Source organism: Brucella oryzae (genome assembly GCF_041929965.1).
GTDB lineage: Bacteria > Pseudomonadota > Alphaproteobacteria > Rhizobiales > Rhizobiaceae > Brucella > Brucella oryzae.
In genome coordinates, this window is the sequence record NZ_JBHEEO010000003.1 from 192526 (window position 1) to 210327 (window position 17802).

Sequence of the window (17802 nt, forward strand, 5' to 3'; positions counted from 1 at the left end):
ATTGAAACTCTGTGAGAGATTGACACCCCGACTTTCTCAGGTATTCTTTTATAAAAGCCTATATAACATAATTGTGGAACAAATCAAAAAATGGGGTTCTGCCTTGCGGATCAAATTAGCATTCCTTCTGGCTTCTGCCATGATCTTCAGTCCCGGCGTTTCGCTGGCTCAGGACAAAGGCGGCGTCATCAATGTCGCGACCATTGGCGAGCCCCCGACGCTCGATCCTATGGTATCCACCGCCGATCTCGTGGGTATCGTCACGCAGCATATCTTCGAAACGCTCTACACCTTCGATAAGGAATGGAAACCGACGCCACTGCTGGCCGAAAGCCTGCCTGAAATCAGCGCCGACGGAAAAACCTATACGATCAAGCTGCGGTCCGGCATCAAGTTCCATGATGGCAGCGACATGACGTCGGAAGATGTGGTTGCGTCGCTGGAGCGCTGGACGAAGCTGGCATCACGCGGGAAACAGGCCTCGGTCTTCATCGAAAACATTGCGGCGACCGATCCCGCAACGGTGACGATAACGCTCAAAGAGCCTTATGCGCCATTGACCTCTTTGCTTGCCTTCAACAATTCTGCCGCGATCATCATACCCTCGGAAAAGCTGGCTGAGCCGATGAACGAATTTATCGGTACCGGCCCTTATATGCTCAAGGAACGCAAGGCAGATCAGTATATTCAGCTCGTGCGTTTCGACGGTTACAAGTCGCGTGACGGCGAAAGTAACGGTTATGGCGGTGCGCGTCATCAATATCTCGATGAAATCCGCTTCGTTTCAGTTCCTGACGCCAACACCCGTGTCGAAGCGGCGGTTTCCGGACAGTATGACTATGTCGACTCCATTCCGGTTGAATCATTCGACAAGATCAAGTCATCAACGGCTTCCCAGCCATTGCTTCTGAAGCCCTTCGGCTATCCTGTCTTTGTGTTCAACACCAAGGAAGGCGTGGCCTCGAAACTGCCCGTACGCAAGGCCGCCACACAGGCATTGAGCATGGAAGACATGCTTGCAGCCGCGTTTGGCAGCACGGAATTCTACGCTTTGGACGGCGCTTTCTATCCGTCCAATTTCGTCTGGAATACGGAGGCTGGCGTCGAAGGCAATTACAACGTCGCCCAGCCGGAGGCCGCGGCGGAAGCATTGAAGGCTGCCGGCTACAATGGCGAGCCGCTACGTATCCTGACCAGCCGCCAGTACGAGTTCCATTACAAGATGGCACAGGTGGCCGCCGAATATCTGAAGCTTGCCGGTTTCAATGTGGACTTGCAGGTGGTCGATTGGGCGACGCTGACGCAGCGCCGCGCCGATCCAAAACTCTGGGATATCTACATAACGCATAGCCCCTTCCTGCCCGAGCCTGCTTTGATTGGCTCTTTGTCGACCAGTTCGCCGGGTTGGTGGGACACGCCAGCGCGTAAAACCGTAGTTGATGCATTCACGTCTGAATCCAATCCGGAAAAGCGCATTGCGCTGTGGGCAGACGTTCAGAAGACCATCTATGACGAACTGCCCCTGATCAAGATCGGCGACTTCAATGCTGTCGCGGCAATGTCCACCAAGCTGGAGGGCGTTGAGCCAGCGCCGTGGCCTTATTTCTGGAATGCTTCGCTGAAGAAATAACTCCCGCAATGCGAATGCCGTCCGTGCGGGCGGCATTCGCTGAATGGTTCAATCTGGAGAAGCCGATCGCATGGTGCGCTATATCCTTCAGCGGTTTGTTGGCATGGCTGTCGTCATGTTTCTGGTCGTGACGATCGTATTCGTGATCGTCCGGGTGACGCCCGGAGATCCTGCTGCTGTCATGCTTGGACCTGACGCATCGGCGCAGGACATTGCCGATCTGCGCGCCCGGCTCGGTCTCGATCAGTCGCTGATTATTCAATACTTTTACTATATCGGCCAGCTACTGAAAGGCGATCTCGGCCAGTCTATTTTTCTAAACATGCCGGTCGGCGCAGCGTTGCTCGACCGGGCTGAACCGACATTCTTTCTGACGGTTCTTTCTCTTCTTATCGCCTGCGTTATCGCGCTGCCGGTTGGCATTTATGCAGCCTACCGGCGCGGTTCCTTTGTCGATCAGGCTGCAACGACGGTTGCCATGCTTGCAGCCAGCATACCGAGCTTCTGGCTCGGCCTCATCCTCATGCAGTTTTTCGCGGTCCGGTTGAACCTGTTTCCGGTGTCAGGCTATGGCGGTCCGGGTTCTAGCTTCATCGATCGAATGTATCATCTGATCCTGCCAGCCATCGCGCTGGGGCTGGTTTCCTCTGCTCTGATCCTGCGTTTTACCCGTGCCTCGATGCTCGATGTTCTTGGTGACGATTACATCCGCACGGCACGGGCAAAAGGATTGATCGAGCGCCGCGTGATCATGAAGCATGCATTGAAGAATGCGCTGATCCCCATCCTGACTGTTATCGGTCTCACGGCAGCCGTCCTGATCTCCGGAGCTGTGGTGACGGAAACGGTGTTCGGCCTCCCAGGGGTTGGCAATCTTGTCGTGTCTGCGGTCCTGCGACGGGATTATCCGGTAATTCAGGGCGCGTTGCTCGTCATCGCGGGGCTCTATGTCCTGATCAATTTCATCATCGATATGCTTTATCTGTTCGTAGATCCGAGGGTTCGCTACTGATGGCCGATCTTGTTACGACCACGCAAAAAGCCCCTTCGGAAAGCGCTTTGTTCATCCGCCGGCTGTTCAAACGCAAGACAGTGGCGGCTGGCATTATCGTGCTTGCGGTCTTTGCTATCCTCGCGCTGCTGGCGCCCTGGATCGTGCCTTATTCGCCCTCGAAGCTATCCATCGTCAACCGCCTCAAGCCGCCTAGCGAGATGTTCTGGTTTGGCACGGATGAGTTCGGACGTGATGTGTTTTCGCGCACGATCTATGCCGGGAGGCTATCGCTCATGGTGGGAGCGGCGGTTGTCGTCCTGTCTGCGGTGATAGGGGTGACGCTCGGATTGCTTGCAGGCTTCTTTCAGCGTCTGGACACGCCCATCGCTCGCCTGATCGACGCGATGATGGCGTTCCCCGATATTCTTCTGGCCATTGCGCTGGTTGCCGCACTCGGCCCATCGCTGGCGACGGTCATTGTTGCGCTATCTGTGGTCTATTCGCCCAGGCTGGCGCGCATCGTGCGCGCCTCGACATTGGTGATCCGCGAATTGCCTTATGTCGAAGCGGCCCAATCGCTTGGAATTTCGACATTTCACGTCATGACGCGGCACGTGCTGAGAAATCTGATTTCGCCCATTATCGTGCAGTGCACTTTCTTATTTGCGAGCGCAATGCTCGCCGAAGCAGGGCTTTCCTTTCTCGGTCTTGGTGTCAGCCCTGAGATTCCAACCTGGGGAACCATGATTGCCGCGGGACGGCAATATATCGGTCAGGCCGACTGGATGACCTATTTCCCCGGCTTCGCCATCATTCTTTCCGTTCTCTCGCTCCAGATGGTGGGGGATGGATTACGCGACATGCTCGATCCAAGACTGCGAAGGGATTTGTAATATGATTTCCGGTGAACAGGCGAAGCCGCTTCTCATCACCAATGTCAAACCGGTAGCTTTCGGTGCAGAACATTCCGATGCGCCGACCGATATTCTGGTCGGGAAAGACGGCAATATCAGCGCCATCGGCAAGTCGTTGAGCGCACCCGCCGAGGTGGAGCGTGTCGATGGCAAGGGAGCCTGGATTTCACCCGGTTGGGTGGACCTGCATGTCCATATCTGGCATGGCGGTACGGATATTTCGATACGCCCTTCGGAGTGCGGTGCTGAGCGAGGGGTGACGACGCTCGTCGATGCCGGTTCGGCGGGAGAAGCCAATTTTCACGGTTTCCGGGAATATATCATCGAACCAGCGAAGGAACGGATCAAAGCCTTCCTCAATCTCGGTTCCATTGGCCTTGTCGCCTGCAACCGGGTTCCGGAACTACGGGACATCAAGGATATCGATCTTGACCGCATTCTCGAATGCTATGCAGCCAATAGCGATCATATTGTCGGGATTAAGGTCCGGGCCAGCCACGTCATAACCGGGTCATGGGGCGTTACGCCGGTCAAACTTGGCAAGAAGATCGCCAAAATACTCAAAGTGCCTATGATGGTACATGTGGGCGAACCGCCGGCCCTTTATGATGAAGTTCTGGAGATCCTTGGCCCTGGCGATGTGGTCACGCATTGCTTCAACGGCAAATCCGGCTCCAGCATCATGGAAGACGAAGACCTGTTCAACCTCGCGGAACGCTGCGCAGGTGAGGGTATCCGGCTGGACATCGGCCATGGCGGAGCATCCTTCTCTTTTAAGGTCGCTGAAGCGGCAATTGAACGTGGCCTCCTTCCCTTTTCAATCTCGACGGACTTGCATGGCCATTCAATGAACTTCCCTGTCTGGGATATGGCGACAACCATGTCCAAGCTGCTGTCGGTCAACATGCCCTTTGAAAATGTCATCGAAGCGGTCACGCATAATCCGGCGTCAGTCATCAAGCTTTCGATGGATAATCGGCTCTCCGTTGGGCAGCGTGCCGATTTCACGATTTTTGATCTGATCGATGCCGACCTGGAAGCGACGGATTCCAACGGTGACGTGTCTCGTCTGAACAAGCTTTTCGAACCCCGCTACGCAGTCATCGGCGCCGAAGCCATTACGGCCAGCCGCTATATACCGCGTGCGCGCAAACTCGTTCGCCATAGCCATGGCTATTCGTGGCGCTGAAGCTGTCGGCGCAGCATTGAATTTGCGGGAACGCCCCGTGACGAAATGATGAGGAAAATTCGTGTCTCTTTCTCCCCAAACGACCGAAGTACGACATTCCCCTTATGAGCGCCTGGCTTTGCTTGGCATAACTTTGCCGCCGCCGCCGCCGCCCATCGCGAATTTTGTTACGCATGTTCGGGAAGGCAATATCCTCTATCTTTCCGGACAGGGCCCTCGGGAAGAGAGCGGACATTTGCGTGCGGGAAAAGTCGGTGGTGATATCGGCGTGGATCAAGCCTATCAGGATGCCCGGCTGACGGGTATCAATCTGCTGGCCGTCATGCATGAGGCGCTTGGCGACCTTTCCCGTGTGAAGCGTGTCGTGAAGCTGTTGGGTATGGTCAATGCCGTGCCGGACTTCGAACTGCACCCCAACGTCATCAATGGCTGCTCCGATCTTTTCATCGAAGTATTTGGTGCTGCCGGACAACATGCGCGTTCAGCCGTCGGCTTCGGTTCCTTGCCGGGCAATATCACGGTTGAAATCGAAGCGATCGTCGCTCTGAACGACTAGGGCAGCGTCAATGATTGCGCCAACCCATCAGCTTTTCGATCTTTGCTGCCGAAGCGCGCACCTGGCTGGTATAGCGGCCTTCGTCGGAAAGCACTTTCTGCTCTGGGAGCACGATGGAGATCGTTGCAACACATTGTCCATCGCTGTCACAGATCGGAGAAGCAATACAGGCAACCGCATAGTCGGATTCGGCAATCTGGATCGAGAGCCGCTCACCAAAGGCTTTCGCCGCAGCCTCCGAGAGGCTTGTGGCGTCGATTTCGGCCCGACCGGTTGGGGACGTCCGGGCGCAGCGCTTGAAAAGCTCTACCCGTTCACTTTCAGCCAAATGACCGACCAGAAGGCGGCCGGATGCAGTCCAGTTCAAGGGCACTCTTGTGCCAACACGCGAGGCAACCTGGAACGGGCTCGGTCCATCGGCCATGGCCAGAACGAGCATATGATCTCCGTCCCGGCCACACAGCTGCACCGCTTCGTTCGCTTCGCGGCAAAGATCATGCATTTCGTGCGTGGCGACGCTCATGAAATCAAGCGAACGCGCATAAGCAAGGCCGTAGTGATAGAGCCGGGCGCCGAGCCAGATTGCGCCATCCACGTTGCGGGCGAGCATGTTCTTTTCAACCAGATCGTCGATCGTCACATAAACGGTCGACAAAGGCGCCTTGATTGCTTTCGCAATCGCATAGGGACCAGCCGGAGCGCCGGTTTCATAAAGATAATCAATCACTTGCAACGCACGGTCTATGCCGCTCACACGCGAGCGGCGTGTCGACTTGGCTTTGGTGTCGTCCGCAGGGGACGTTTCAGCGGGGACGGTGGATGATGATGCGCTCACGCAAGTGCTCCATGTTAAATTCTAGAAGTTATTACATTATTATGGCATATCCGTCTATGCCTGAGACAGTGAAAGAAATGGGAGAATTGACATGACCGATGATATCCGCACCAGGATCGGGCTTCGACCGGTCATCAATGTTTCCGGGACGATGACATCGCTTGGCGCGTCCATCGTCGTGCCGGAGGCAATAGAGGCGATGGCGGCCATCCTGCCGCAATTCGTCGAGATCAATGATCTGCAGCGCAAGGCGAGTGAAGTGATCGCACGATTAACGGGCGGCGAAGCCGGGTTCGTTACCGCGTCCTGCTCGTCGGGCATTACGCTTGCTGTTGCCGGAGCTATGACAGGCAACAACCTTCTCGCAATTGAGAAATTGCCGGATGTCACGCCAGAAAAGAATGAAGTTCTGGTGCAGACCGGTCATGTGGTCAGCTACGGCGCTCCAGTCGATCAGGCAATCCGGCTTGCGGGAGGTAAGGTCGTTCTGATCGGACAGGCAACATCGACGCATCGCTATCACATGGAAAATGCGATTACCGAAAAGACGGCTGCGGCGGTTTATGTCGTATCGCACCACGTCGTCGACTATGGCCTTTTGCATCTCAGTGAGTTTGTCGAGATCGCGCATGCCAAGGGCGTGCCAGTGATCGTGGATGCCGCATCTGAATACGACTTGAAGCTGTTTCTGGAAAAGGGCGCAGACGTCGCAATCTATTCGGGACACAAGTTTCTGGGTGGTCCGACCTCCGGCATTGTTGCAGGTAAGAAGGAGCTCGTCCGCAATGCGTTCCTGCAAAATCTCGGCATCGGGCGCGGCATGAAAGTTGGTAAAGAGAGTATTTATGGCGTTATGGCGGCGCTGGAAGCGTGGGAAAAACGCGACCATGCCGGAATTCGCGAAAGGGAGACCGGATATCTGGAATTGTGGAAGAAGACGCTGGATGGACGTCCCGGTATCACCGCTCTGATCGAACCAGATCCGACGAACAATCCGCTCGACCGTCTGCGAGTGATTGTATCGGCTGCTGACGCCCACATCACGGCCTGGGATTTGGTTACCGCGCTTGCGCGGGGGAACCCGCCGGTCATCGCCCGTGATCATGAGGTAGAGCACAACTATTTCTATATCGATCCCTGCAATCTTCATCCAGGGCAGGAGACGGTCGTTGCTCAACGTCTTGGGGAGGAACTCGACAAAGCCCGGGCATCGAACGAGATTATCGCCACTCCCTTTGAGGATCGAAGCAGGCATCGCTTCGACAGCTTGTTGCGTTGGCCGGATTGATTGGCGGAGCCTGAGTAAAGCGGAGGAACATCATGACGTCTGAGAAAATTGCGACGGTTGGAAAACACGAACCTGTTCTATCCGTTCAAGGGCTGAGCACCTCTTTTCTGGTCGATGGTGCCTGGAAACCGGTTGTGGATGACGTTTCCTTCGATGTCCATCCCGGAGAAACCGTCGCAATCGTCGGGGAATCCGGCTCAGGCAAGAGTGTCACCTCACTGTCGATCATGCGTCTCTTGCAGAAGGATACGAGCCGCATCGAAGGCAGTATCAGGTTGGGAGATAGGGAGCTTCTGACGCTTCCAGAAGAGAAAATGCGCCGGATACGCGGCAACGAAATCGCTATGATTTTTCAGGAGCCGATGACGAGCCTCAATCCGCTCTTCACAATCGGGGACCAGATTTCGGAAGCATTGCTCTGCCATTCGCAAATGTCAAAGGCAGATGCGCGTGCTGAAACGATCCGCTTGCTTGAAAAGGTCCGCATCCCGTCCGCAGTATCCCGCTTCGATGAATATCCGCATCGCTTTTCAGGCGGTATGCGCCAGCGTGTCATGATCGCGATGGCTCTGGCATCCAGACCCAAACTGCTGATCGCCGACGAACCGACGACGGCTTTGGATGTAACCATTCAGGGCCAGATACTCGATCTTATCAAGACGTTGCAGGAAGAGGAGGACACGTCCGTTCTTTTCATCACGCATGACATGGGCGTGGTGGCCGAAATATCGGATCGTACAGTTGTCATGTTTCGTGGAAAGCAGGTTGAGACAGGGCAGACAGTCGATATCTTCCGGCAGAGCGAACACCCTTACACGCGTGCACTTTTGTCGGCAGTTCCTGTACTGGGTTCAATGCAGGGCTATCAACGTCCTCTGCGGTTTCCGATAGTAGACAATGCGACCGGCCTTTCGGAAAAGCCGGTCGAGGTGGCGGATACGGTCGACAAGGTCGATGTGCCTGTGTTGGAAGTGAAAGGCCTTACCAAGCGTTTCGAGATTTACTCAGGTTTCATGTCTCGCTTAAGCGGGCGTGTTCATGCCGTGGAAAAGGTGTCCTTCGATCTCCGCAAGGGCGAAACCCTTTCTCTGGTTGGCGAGAGCGGGTGCGGGAAATCGACGACGGGGCGCGCCATCATGCGACTGACTGAGCCGGATTCCGGTGAGGTTCTGGTTGAAGGCCAAAATATTCTGGCCCTTGACAAGCAGGCCATGCGTGAGATGCGGCGAACGGTTCAGATGATCTTTCAGGATCCTTATGCATCGTTGAACCCGCGCATGACGGTGGGAGCTGCTATTGCGGAACCATATATTGAACACCGACTGGGGAGCGCACGGGACGCGAAGGACGTTGTTGCTGGTATGCTGGAAAAGGTTGGTCTGACGCCGGATATGGCAAAGCGCTATCCGCATGAATTCTCTGGTGGACAAAGGCAGCGTATCTGTATCGCCCGTGCGCTTGCCCTGAAGCCCAAAGTTATCGTTGCTGATGAAAGTGTGTCCGCACTGGATGTCTCGATCAAGGCGCAGGTCATCAATCTCATGCTTGATCTTCAGCAGAGCCTCGATCTGGCGTTCGTGTTCATCTCGCACGATATGGCCGTAGTCGAGCGTGTAAGCCATCGTGTGGCGGTGATGTATCTGGGCGAGATTGTAGAAATCGGACCGAGGTCGTCGGTGTTTGAGAATCCCCAACACGATTATACACGCAAGTTGATGGCGGCTGTTCCGGTTCCTGACCCAGACCGGCGCAGGGCCAGGCTTTCAAGCGAAACGGGGGAACTCAAGAGCCCAATTCGTTCGGCGGATTATGTTGTGCCTTTACGCGAATATCGCGAAGTATCGCCCCAGCACTTCGTGGCGTTGTAGACATGCAGTTCGTCATGATGCACCCAGACGATCAAGCGCGGTGCGCAGCGGAGCTTCGGAAATGTGGATCAATCCGGTATGGGGGGTCGCCCTATCCGAAATAGCGAAAATCGCGCCGGAGACGGGCAATGAGCATATGATTATTATCAGTATGACAGTGCTGCTGGGGGTATCCGAAGAAAGTACCCCCAATCTTTACACCGTCATCACATGAAAGAGGTCGGCACATGTGGGCCGACCTTTCTGTCATTCAAACTGCTTTCGATCAGTTTTCTATATGGTGCTGCTTGGCGAGGTCCTCGACACTCATGTCCGGTTCATTCCGGGTTTTATACAGCGAATAAAGTACACCGCTCGCGAGAATAGCCAACGTTACGACAAGCGACAGCAGCGTGTTGATGTGAACGCCCAATGGTACAAGGAAAATCTTGATGCCGATCAGCACCAGAATGATCGCAAGCGATACCTGTAGATAGCGGAACCGGTTCATCGCCGCAGCCAAGGCGAAATAAAGCGCGCGCAAGCCCAGAACGGCAAAGATGTTCGACGTGTAGACGATAAACGTGTCCTGAGTGACTGCGAAGACAGCAGGGACAGAGTCAACAGCGAAGATCAGATCAACGGTCTCCACCATGATAAGTGCTACCGCCAGTGGCGTCAGCCAGGTAACCATCTTGCCGGTTTTGGGATGTGGCTGTTTGATCGTGAAATTGCGGCCATGCAATTCGCGAGTGATATTGAACCGGCGACGCAGAAATTTGAATACGGCGTTCTGTTCGATGTCGGGTGTCTCATCCTGATGTCCGAACATCTTGAATCCGGTGAAAACCAGGAATGCGCCGAAGAGGAAAAGAATCCAGTTAAACTCGTGCACAAGTGCGGCGCCAAGCCCGATCAAGACTGCTCTGAAGGCAATAACGCCGAGAATGCCCCAGAACAAAACACGGTGCTGGTAAAGACGGGGAATACCAAGGAAACCGAAGATCGTTGCGATAACAAACATGTTGTCCATCGCGAGGCTCTGCTCGATCAGATAGCCGGTATAAAACTCCAGACCGGACTCTGCCCCGCGCTGCCACCACACCCAGCCACCGAAGGCCAGCGCGATCAGGACATAAAAGCCATAAAGCAGGAGGCTTTCCTTGGCTTCGATCTCGTGCTCGTCACGATGCAAAATACCGAGGTCGAAAACAAGCAAGCCGACGACAACAATGATAAACGCCGCCCAGAAATATACAGGTGTGCCGAGAAAATCGCCCGAAAGGGCTACAATAAGCGAATCCATCGCCGGACCATCTCCAATTGAACAAGTGGAGCAGCCCCGACATCGCCATAGCGGTAGCCATGACCAGAGGGGCCCGGCGCTGCATTTCTTCAAATGTGTATGGATTTGCCAAGTTCAAGAGCGGACCTGAATTTTTTGTAATATTCAATCCGGTAGGTATTCGGCTTTGAAAACCCTTGATGCAGTGTATGATATTGTAAGCTAACCGTTGAAAGCTGGCTGCCGATGGACGTGACATGAAAAATGCCAGATCATATTCCAGCTTACGATCTACGATATTGATTTTCTTGAGAAAAGATTTGGCTGGGGGACCTGGATTCGAACCAAGACTAACGGAGTCAGAGTCCGCTGTTCTACCCTTAAACTATCCCCCAGCAGGGATTAGCAAATGCCTTCAGACTGGAGGCTTGCATGCGCGATGAAAGCGTTAGCTCGTTCGCGACGGCCTCCATCTAGCGAACTCAAACACCGAACGCAACACTTTTCTTCGAAAAAAATCAACGCAATTCAAGTTGTCCAGCAATTGCTGATTTCATGCGGTGGGGGTGCTGCAAATCGATGCGCAGAAGAATGCTTTCTGGAAGCTGGCGCATAAAAAAGCCCGGCCAGCGGAGGAGCGGCCGGGCAAAGGGCAGGCTGACCGGGAGGGGACCCGGTATGTGAAGGTGGCGCCTGCCAGATGATTTGTCTCGGGTTCAAAAAGACTGTGTCTTACCGGACCCGAAGAGATGTTGGTTCAACAGATCAGACGTGTAGCCTTGATTCGTAGCCGAGCGTCTGCCAGTTCACTCAGAACCCGCGTAGGGTCCTCGGTGCCACGGTAATGAGCTGCCGTGTAAATATCCTCACGGCGAAGTCCGATATCGCGCAGCATGTGGTCGTCAAAGCTGCTCAGGTTCAGCACTTGCCGTCGACCATTGGAAAACGTCCAGCGACGCATGATCGACGTAAATACGGTCTTTACCATCTGCACGAACGTGGAGGTCTGTCCGTTCATTGCAGGTAAATGCGTTGTCGTTATCTTGCTTGTCGCTGTCATGTCCGCTCTCCTTTGATCTGGCAGGGCTAAGTGATCCTCATCGTCAGGGTCATTCGCTTTCGCGGCTCCTTTTCCTTTAGGATGGCGGCTTTATCCAACAATCGAATTGATTGTTCCAACGAATGTTTTTAATGTAATTCTTCAATAATAATGATGGATGACGCCGATGAGCACGCCTCTGGATCTCGATCAGTTGCAGACTTTCATAGCGATAGCGGATGCGGGCAGTTTTACGCGGGCAGCCGATGCCGTTTTCAAGACGCAATCTGCTGTTTCCATGCAGATGCGCCGGCTGGAAGAGCGCATTGGTAAACCGTTATTTGAACGTGATGGACGGATCAATCGTCTTACCGAGGAGGGGGAGCGGCTCTTGCTTTATGCGCGCCGCATGATGCAGCTCAATGGTGAAACCATCGCTGCGTTTGATGACACTCAACTGGAAGGCCATGTGCGCATTGGAACGCCGGATGATTATGCCGATCGGTTTTTGCCAGAAATCATGGCGCGTTTTGCGCGATCAAACCCGCGTGTCGAGTTGTCGGTCGTTTGTGAACCGACAGTCAATCTGGACGAAATGATCCGCCGCGGCACACTGGATATTGCGCTTGTCACACAGTGCGACGACACACGCCGCTCCGAGGTCGTTCGCACAGAGCCATTACTTTGGGTCACATCCGCCAACCATGCCGTGCACGAAGAAGCGGTGTTACCACTTGCTGTCGGGCGCCCGACTTGCATCTGGCGCCACGCGGCTATTGATGTGCTCGAAGCGGTGAAGCGGGATTATCGTATCATAATCACGAGCTGGTCTGCGACAGTCCTGGCGGCTGCCGTTCTTTCGGGGCTTGCGGTCTCGGTGCTTCCAGAATGTGCGTTGCGTCCCGGCATGCGGGTACTCGGTGAAGCAGACGGGTTTGGAATGCTGCCGGAATTCGGCATCGGTATCATGCGTGGCCACACGAAACAAAACGCAGTCGTAGACGCACTTGCGCAGCATATTATCGAAAGTCTAGACAATATATCGTCACCGCAGCCAGGTGTGATGGCTTCGGCGGAAATTTCGCCGTTCCCGGCGGTTCGTACGAGGAGGGTGCGAGCCAACGAATTGCTGCCAGGCTGGTGATGAAACAGTAAATCGCTGCATGGCTCCTTGACCAGCCATGCCACCTGATTGCCTATGATGGGATGAGCATGGGTTCCGATTCGAGTTTTACTGGCGCATCGTCCAATGTCGCCGAGTATAGCGTTTCCGAGATTTCCGGCGCGTTGAAGCGCACGGTTGAGGACACGTTCGGGCATGTGCGCGTGCGCGGCGAAATTTCCGGCTATCGTGGTCCACATTCGTCGGGACACGCTTATTTTGCTTTGAAAGATGATCGTGCACGTCTGGAGGCTGTGATTTGGCGCGGTTCGATGAGTCGTCTACGCTTCCGTCCCGAAGAGGGGATGGAGGTTATTGCCACCGGCAAGCTCACAACCTATCCAGGCTCATCGAAATATCAGATCGTCATCGAACAGATGGAGCCTGCCGGCGCGGGCGCGCTGATGGCGCTTCTGGAGGAGCGTAAGCGGCGGCTGGCTTCAGAAGGACTGTTCGACCCTGCGGCCAAGCAGCTCCTGCCCTTTATGCCCCGCGTGGTTGGAGTGGTAACCTCTCCGACAGGAGCCGTCATTCGAGATATCATTCACCGGATTGCGGACCGCTATCCCTTGCATATCATCGTTTGGCCCGTGCGGGTGCAGGGTGAAACGAGCGGGCCAGAAGTGGCTGCCGCCGTAGATGGTTTCAACGCTTTGCCTGGGGGCGGGTCCATTCCGAGGCCGGATGTGGTGATCGTGGCGCGCGGCGGCGGCAGTCTGGAAGATTTGTGGGGCTTTAATGACGAAATCGTTGTTCGTGCCGTTGCAGCATCGCATATACCCGTAATTTCTGCGGTCGGCCACGAAACCGACTGGACTTTAATTGATCTTGCCGCCGATATTCGTGCTCCCACGCCAACAGGTGCGGCGGAAATGGCTGTGCCTGTAAAAGCAGACCTGCTGGCAGCACTGGCGGGGCAATCTGCACGGCTTTCGTCGGCCATGTCCCGCTTTATTGATCTGAAAAGGCAAGCCCACCGTTCGGCAGTGCGCGCTCTTCCGTCGGCTGACCAATTACTGGCTTTGCCGCGTCGTCGTTTCGACGAAGCCGCCTCGCGCCTTACGCGGGCTCTGTTCGTGAATACGCAAAAGAAGCGAGTCCACTTTGAAGGTCATGCGCGACAGTTATCGCCGCGTCTCCTTCAGCGCCGGTTTATGGAACTGGAGCGCGGCGTTTCCGTTCTTGGGCAAAGATTGCCTCGCGCACTAGAGGCATTCCTGCGCGAACGACGAACGGCTTTCATTCATCCGGCAAACCGTCTTTCGGCGGAGCCGATACTGCGGCGAACAAAGCTTACAATCGTTGCAATAGAACAGCTGGATCGTCGTCGCGATCAAGCCGTACGGCTTCTGATCGAAAGAGCCCAGAGGCGCGGGCAGGAACTGGAACGCCTTATGCGCACGCTTTCTTATGAAAGCGTTCTCGATCGTGGGTTTGCGGTTGTCTTCGATGCAGAAGGAAAACCGGTGAAGCAGGCTGCATCCGTGTCGGCTGGCGATGCATTGTCCATTCGGTTCCGCGATGGTGACGTTGCGGTCGTTGCAGGTGAGGAGGGCGGGAGCGAGCCCGCAAAGCTTGTACAAACAAAAAAGGTTCAGTCTCCCAGCTCCGGCAATCAGGGATCGTTATTTTAGCAACAGCCAATCGCGGTGTTTTCCACTTTATGCTGAGATTGCGTAGGGCACCGTGCGTTCTTTCCGACGCACAAAGGTCGCTCTAACGTATTGAATCTACGCACGGCTTTCCAAAAATCGTTTCCCATTTGGGGGCCGATGCTGTAGCCTTAAGGCTGGCTTAAGCTTGGACGTCTTTTTCTCGCACATCTGTCATTGTTAGAGATTCAGGATGTCGCGTAAAAAAACCCATGACGACCTCACAAATGGCTTTGCAAAGGCTGCTTTCAGCCGCCGTGGCTTTCTTATAGGCGCCAGCGCTGTTGCGTTGTCCGGCTGTGTTTCCACAGTGCAGCAGCCATCTCAACCGGTGAAAAAGTTGCCTGAACCAGCACCTTCACGGCCTGTGCCGTTGATGTATCAGGCCTTGCCGGAAGAACAATTTCCGATCCCAGCGGTCGATACGAGCAAGATTGCCCCGAAATTCTGGCGGCAAGAAGTCGATTATCCGACGAGTGAAGTCAAGGGCACTGTTATCGTCGATACGCCGAACAAATATCTTTATCATGTGCTCGGCAATGGCCGTGCCATGCGTTATGGCATTGGTGTCGGGCGTGATGGTTTTGCATGGGCCGGACGGGCAAAGATTGCCTATAAGCGCCAATGGCCGCGCTGGACACCCCCAGACGAGATGGTCGCTCGCCAGCCATCGCTGGAGCCTTATAGCATTGCCAATGGTGGGATGCCTCCCGGGATCAAAAATCCGCTTGGCGCAAGAGCGATGTACATTCACAAGGATGGGCGGGATACGCTTTACCGCATTCATGGATCGCCAGAAGCCTGGAGTATCGGCAAAGCCGTATCGTCAGGATGTATCCGTATGCTTAACCAGGATGTGATCGATCTTTATAATAATGTGCGCGATGGCAGCACGATTGTCGTCATACCCGATCCAACTAAGGGGCAACAGGTTACGAGCTGACTAAAAGAGAAAGGGCGCGAATAACGCGCCCTCAGACTGCTGACAAACCTCCGGCAGGGTCAAAATGACCTCAGATTCACGGAACGTCCCAGATTCAGAACGTGAACAAATCGGAATCAAAACCCCTCGTTTTTGACTGCTTCCAAAAATCGAGGGGTTTGTAATCAATCTGAGGGCGCGAATAACGCGCCCTTTCTATTGGATGTGTTTTGCGGCTCAATGCTCAATAGGCATATTCCAGAAAGATTGGATCAACCGAACCTGCCCAGACGCTGTTATATGCTTTCAGCATGCGTTCGGCATCAGTCACGCCTGCGGCGACGATTTCTTCCAGAGGCGCCAGAAAATGTGTTTCATCATGACCTTCGCTGTTAAGCTTATTGCGGTTCAAAAGGCCTAGACGGGAGATTTTCAAAGTCTCGCGAGCAATCTGTTCCAGCGGTTTGCCACGGAAGGTCGTGTTCAATGCTTTGGCTGGGACTTCATTGCGAAGCGCAAGCACTTCTTCATATGTCCAGTCCTTGGTCAGAAGCTCGGCGGTTGTCAAAGCTTCTTCATCATAGAGCAACCCTACCCAATAGGCTGGAAGGGCGCAAATGCGACGCCACGGACCGCCGTCGGCACCTCGCATCTCCAGAAAACGCTTTAAACGCACTTCAGGGAATAGTGTAGAAAGATGATTAGTCCAGTCACCCATATTGGGAACCGGATCACTTACTTCGCCTTTCAGCGCCCCGTTCATGAACTGGCGGAACGTGACATGTGTGCAGTCGTGATAATGGCCGTCACGCAGGATGAAATACATAGGCACATCGAGCGCCCATTCGACATAATCGGCAAAACCGAAGTTTTCCGAGAAGACAAAAGGCAGGATTCCCGAACGCTGGTTGTCCGTGTCGCGCCAGATATTCGAGCGCCAAGATAGAAGACGGTTCGGCTTGCCTTCGGTGAACGGAGAACTGGCAAAAAGTGCAGTGGCCACCGATTGCAGTTTCATTGAAACCTGCATCTTGCGACGCATGTCTCGTTCCGAGCTGAAGTCCAGATTCACCTGAATGGTTGAAGTCCGATACATCATGTCCAAACCTTCATGCCCGACCTTCGGCATGTAATTAGTCATGATCTTGTAGCGTGATTTCGGCATGACGGGCGTCTCGGCCAAAGTCCATTTCGGACTGCCGCCAACGCCTAAGAAGCGGATGCCCAAAGGTTCTGCTATTTCGCGAACCTGAGACAGATGCGCGTTCACTTCACGGCATGTCTGATGAATGGTTGAAAGTGGTGCCCCGGAAAGCTCAAACTGGCCACCGGGTTCCAGCGAAATGGCACCTTGTCCGGTTGGCTCCACTAGACCGATGATATTGCCTTCATCGATAATAGGTTCCCAGCCTAGCGTTGCCTGCATGCCTTCAAGAATGGCTTTAATACCGCGTGGTCCCTCATAGGGAACGGGACTGTTATCAGCCATGTAGAATGGAAATTTTTCATGCTCGGTGCCGATGCGCCAGGCATCTTTGGGCTTGCATCCGCCAGCCAGATAGCCTGCCAGTTGTTCAACGCTCGTTAGTGCCGTTTCATCAGTCGTATCGCGCGCCATGCAGTCTATCCCTGGTCGATTTTCGCTTTTCTGCGTGATTGGACAAATTTGTCAAATCACGCAAGTCAATTCCATTGAACATCAAATTTCGAGAATGTCATCCCGCGTTCCGCCAGTCTCCGAGCACAGATTGTACAAGAGCCATTGCTGCGACGGCAGCGGTGTCGGCACGCAGGATTCGCGGGCCAAGGGGAATGGCTGTTACGAATGGTAGCTTTCGGAGCGTTTGACGTTCGTCTTCTGAAAAACCACCTTCTGGACCGATTAGTAACGCGGCAGGGCCGGGCGTCATCGCCTGTAAGATGGTTAGTGGATCGTCCGATTCGTGCCCTTCATCGCAGAAGATCAGACGTCGGGATTCGTCCCACTGCTCGATGAAGCGGTCAAAGCGGATTGCTTCGCAACATTCAGGTATGAAAAGCACGCCGCACTGTTCGGCAGCTTCTATCGCATTGGCCTTGATGCGGTCGGTTCCGAGTTTGGGCACCTGAGTGTGCTGTGTGATGACGGGTTGGAGAACGCCTGCGCCCATCTCCACGGCCTTTTGCACCATATAGTCCAGCCGCCCCTGCTTCAGCGGAGCGAAGCAATAGACCAAATCGCTCGGTAAAGGTTGCGGACGTGTCTGCTCGAAGGGCACCAGGAAAAGCCGCTTTTTGCCCTCAGGCTTCAGCCGCGATTTCCATTCGCCGTCGCGTCCATTGAAGGCGAGAATTTCATCGCCATCCTTCAATCGCAGGACATGGGTAAGGTAATGTGCGGACTGCAGGGCGACCTCTATCTGGTCGCCTTCATCGAGGCTGTTTTCAACGTATAGTCTCTGCATTTTGTAGTTCGCGCGCATGTCAGCATCGATGGCAGAGGGCAGGGG

The 17802-nt window shown here is 54.5% G+C and carries 16 protein-coding genes and 1 tRNA gene; 11 read left to right on the top strand and 6 right to left on the bottom strand.

The annotated features are described in order from the left end of the window. Nucleotides 1–139 precede the first annotated feature (139 nt). From JNC70_RS04365 to JNC70_RS04385, 5 genes are all read left to right on the top strand, one after another. Nucleotides 140–1630 carry an ABC transporter substrate-binding protein gene (locus JNC70_RS04365; RefSeq protein ID WP_374788552.1) on the top strand — a complete coding sequence of 497 codons (1491 nt, stop codon included), beginning with the start codon at nt 140–142 and terminating at the stop codon, nt 1628–1630. A 70-nt stretch (nt 1631–1700) separates the two neighbouring features. Beyond that, a complete protein-coding gene (locus JNC70_RS04370) occupies nt 1701–2642 on the top strand; it encodes an ABC transporter permease (RefSeq protein ID WP_167394057.1) in 942 nt (313 codons plus the stop codon). Beyond that, nucleotides 2642–3517, top strand: a complete 876-nt coding sequence (locus tag JNC70_RS04375) for an ABC transporter permease (RefSeq protein ID WP_104755557.1) — start codon at nt 2642–2644, stop codon at nt 3515–3517. The genes JNC70_RS04370 and JNC70_RS04375 overlap by 1 nt, the downstream gene beginning before the upstream one ends. 1 nt (nt 3518) lies before the next feature. Next, nucleotides 3519–4727 (top strand): amidohydrolase/deacetylase family metallohydrolase, encoded by a 1209-nt coding sequence (locus tag JNC70_RS04380; protein WP_104755556.1) that lies wholly within the window; start codon nt 3519–3521, stop codon nt 4725–4727. 61 nt (nt 4728–4788) lie between these two features. Further along, complete coding sequence (locus tag JNC70_RS04385) at nt 4789–5283, top strand: RidA family protein (protein ID WP_104755555.1); 495 nt, start codon at nt 4789–4791, stop codon at nt 5281–5283. A gap of 7 nt (nt 5284–5290) precedes the next feature. On the opposite strand, the gene JNC70_RS04390 is transcribed toward JNC70_RS04385, so the two are convergent. After that, the gene (locus tag JNC70_RS04390) at nt 5291–6118 is read right to left on the bottom strand and encodes an IclR family transcriptional regulator (RefSeq protein WP_104755554.1); all 828 of its coding nucleotides are present in this window, start codon (nt 6116–6118) and stop codon (nt 5291–5293) included. A 91-nt stretch (nt 6119–6209) separates the two neighbouring features. Between JNC70_RS04390 and JNC70_RS04395 the strand changes: the two genes are divergently transcribed. The 3 genes from JNC70_RS04395 (at nt 6210) to JNC70_RS04405 (ending at nt 9488) form a co-directional block, all read left to right on the top strand. After that, on the top strand, nt 6210–7406 hold the full coding sequence (locus tag JNC70_RS04395) for an aminotransferase class V-fold PLP-dependent enzyme (protein WP_104755553.1): 1197 nt from the start codon (nt 6210–6212) through the stop codon (nt 7404–7406). 32 nt (nt 7407–7438) lie between these two features. After that, complete coding sequence (locus JNC70_RS04400; protein WP_104755552.1) at nt 7439–9274, top strand: ABC transporter ATP-binding protein; 1836 nt, start codon at nt 7439–7441, stop codon at nt 9272–9274. 61 nt (nt 9275–9335) lie between these two features. Beyond that, a complete protein-coding gene (locus tag JNC70_RS04405; RefSeq protein WP_167394056.1) occupies nt 9336–9488 on the top strand; it encodes a hypothetical protein in 153 nt (50 codons plus the stop codon). Between the two features lie 51 nt (nt 9489–9539). Here JNC70_RS04405 and JNC70_RS04410 read toward each other — a convergent pair whose 3' ends face one another. From JNC70_RS04410 to JNC70_RS04420, 3 genes are all read right to left on the bottom strand, one after another. Then, nucleotides 9540–10559, bottom strand: a complete 1020-nt coding sequence (locus JNC70_RS04410) for a TerC family protein (protein WP_104755551.1) — start codon at nt 10557–10559, stop codon at nt 9540–9542. Between the two features lie 300 nt (nt 10560–10859). After that, nucleotides 10860–10933, bottom strand: a tRNA-Gln gene (locus JNC70_RS04415). A gap of 362 nt (nt 10934–11295) precedes the next feature. Beyond that, nucleotides 11296–11598 carry a DUF1127 domain-containing protein gene (locus JNC70_RS04420; protein WP_104755550.1) on the bottom strand — a complete coding sequence of 101 codons (303 nt, stop codon included), beginning with the start codon at nt 11596–11598 and terminating at the stop codon, nt 11296–11298. A 166-nt stretch (nt 11599–11764) separates the two neighbouring features. Between JNC70_RS04420 and JNC70_RS04425 the strand changes: the two genes are divergently transcribed. The 3 genes from JNC70_RS04425 (at nt 11765) to JNC70_RS04435 (ending at nt 15334) form a co-directional block, all read left to right on the top strand. Further along, nucleotides 11765–12721 carry a LysR substrate-binding domain-containing protein gene (locus JNC70_RS04425; RefSeq protein WP_374788548.1) on the top strand — a complete coding sequence of 319 codons (957 nt, stop codon included), beginning with the start codon at nt 11765–11767 and terminating at the stop codon, nt 12719–12721. A 68-nt stretch (nt 12722–12789) separates the two neighbouring features. Then, nucleotides 12790–14373 (top strand): exodeoxyribonuclease VII large subunit, encoded by a 1584-nt coding sequence (xseA, locus tag JNC70_RS04430; RefSeq protein ID WP_104755548.1) that lies wholly within the window; start codon nt 12790–12792, stop codon nt 14371–14373. A 211-nt stretch (nt 14374–14584) separates the two neighbouring features. After that, nucleotides 14585–15334, top strand: coding sequence for a L,D-transpeptidase (locus JNC70_RS04435; protein ID WP_104755547.1), 750 nt, complete (start codon nt 14585–14587; stop codon nt 15332–15334). A 223-nt stretch (nt 15335–15557) separates the two neighbouring features. On the opposite strand, the gene JNC70_RS04440 is transcribed toward JNC70_RS04435, so the two are convergent. Together JNC70_RS04440 and JNC70_RS04445 are read right to left on the bottom strand one after the other, a co-directional pair. After that, entirely contained in the window at nt 15558–16931 is a 1374-nt protein-coding gene (locus JNC70_RS04440) for a glutamate--cysteine ligase (RefSeq protein ID WP_104755546.1), read from the bottom strand. A 97-nt stretch (nt 16932–17028) separates the two neighbouring features. Next, nucleotides 17029–17775, bottom strand: coding sequence for a 16S rRNA (uracil(1498)-N(3))-methyltransferase (locus tag JNC70_RS04445; protein WP_104755545.1), 747 nt, complete (start codon nt 17773–17775; stop codon nt 17029–17031). Between the last annotated feature and the right edge of the window lie 27 nt (nt 17776–17802).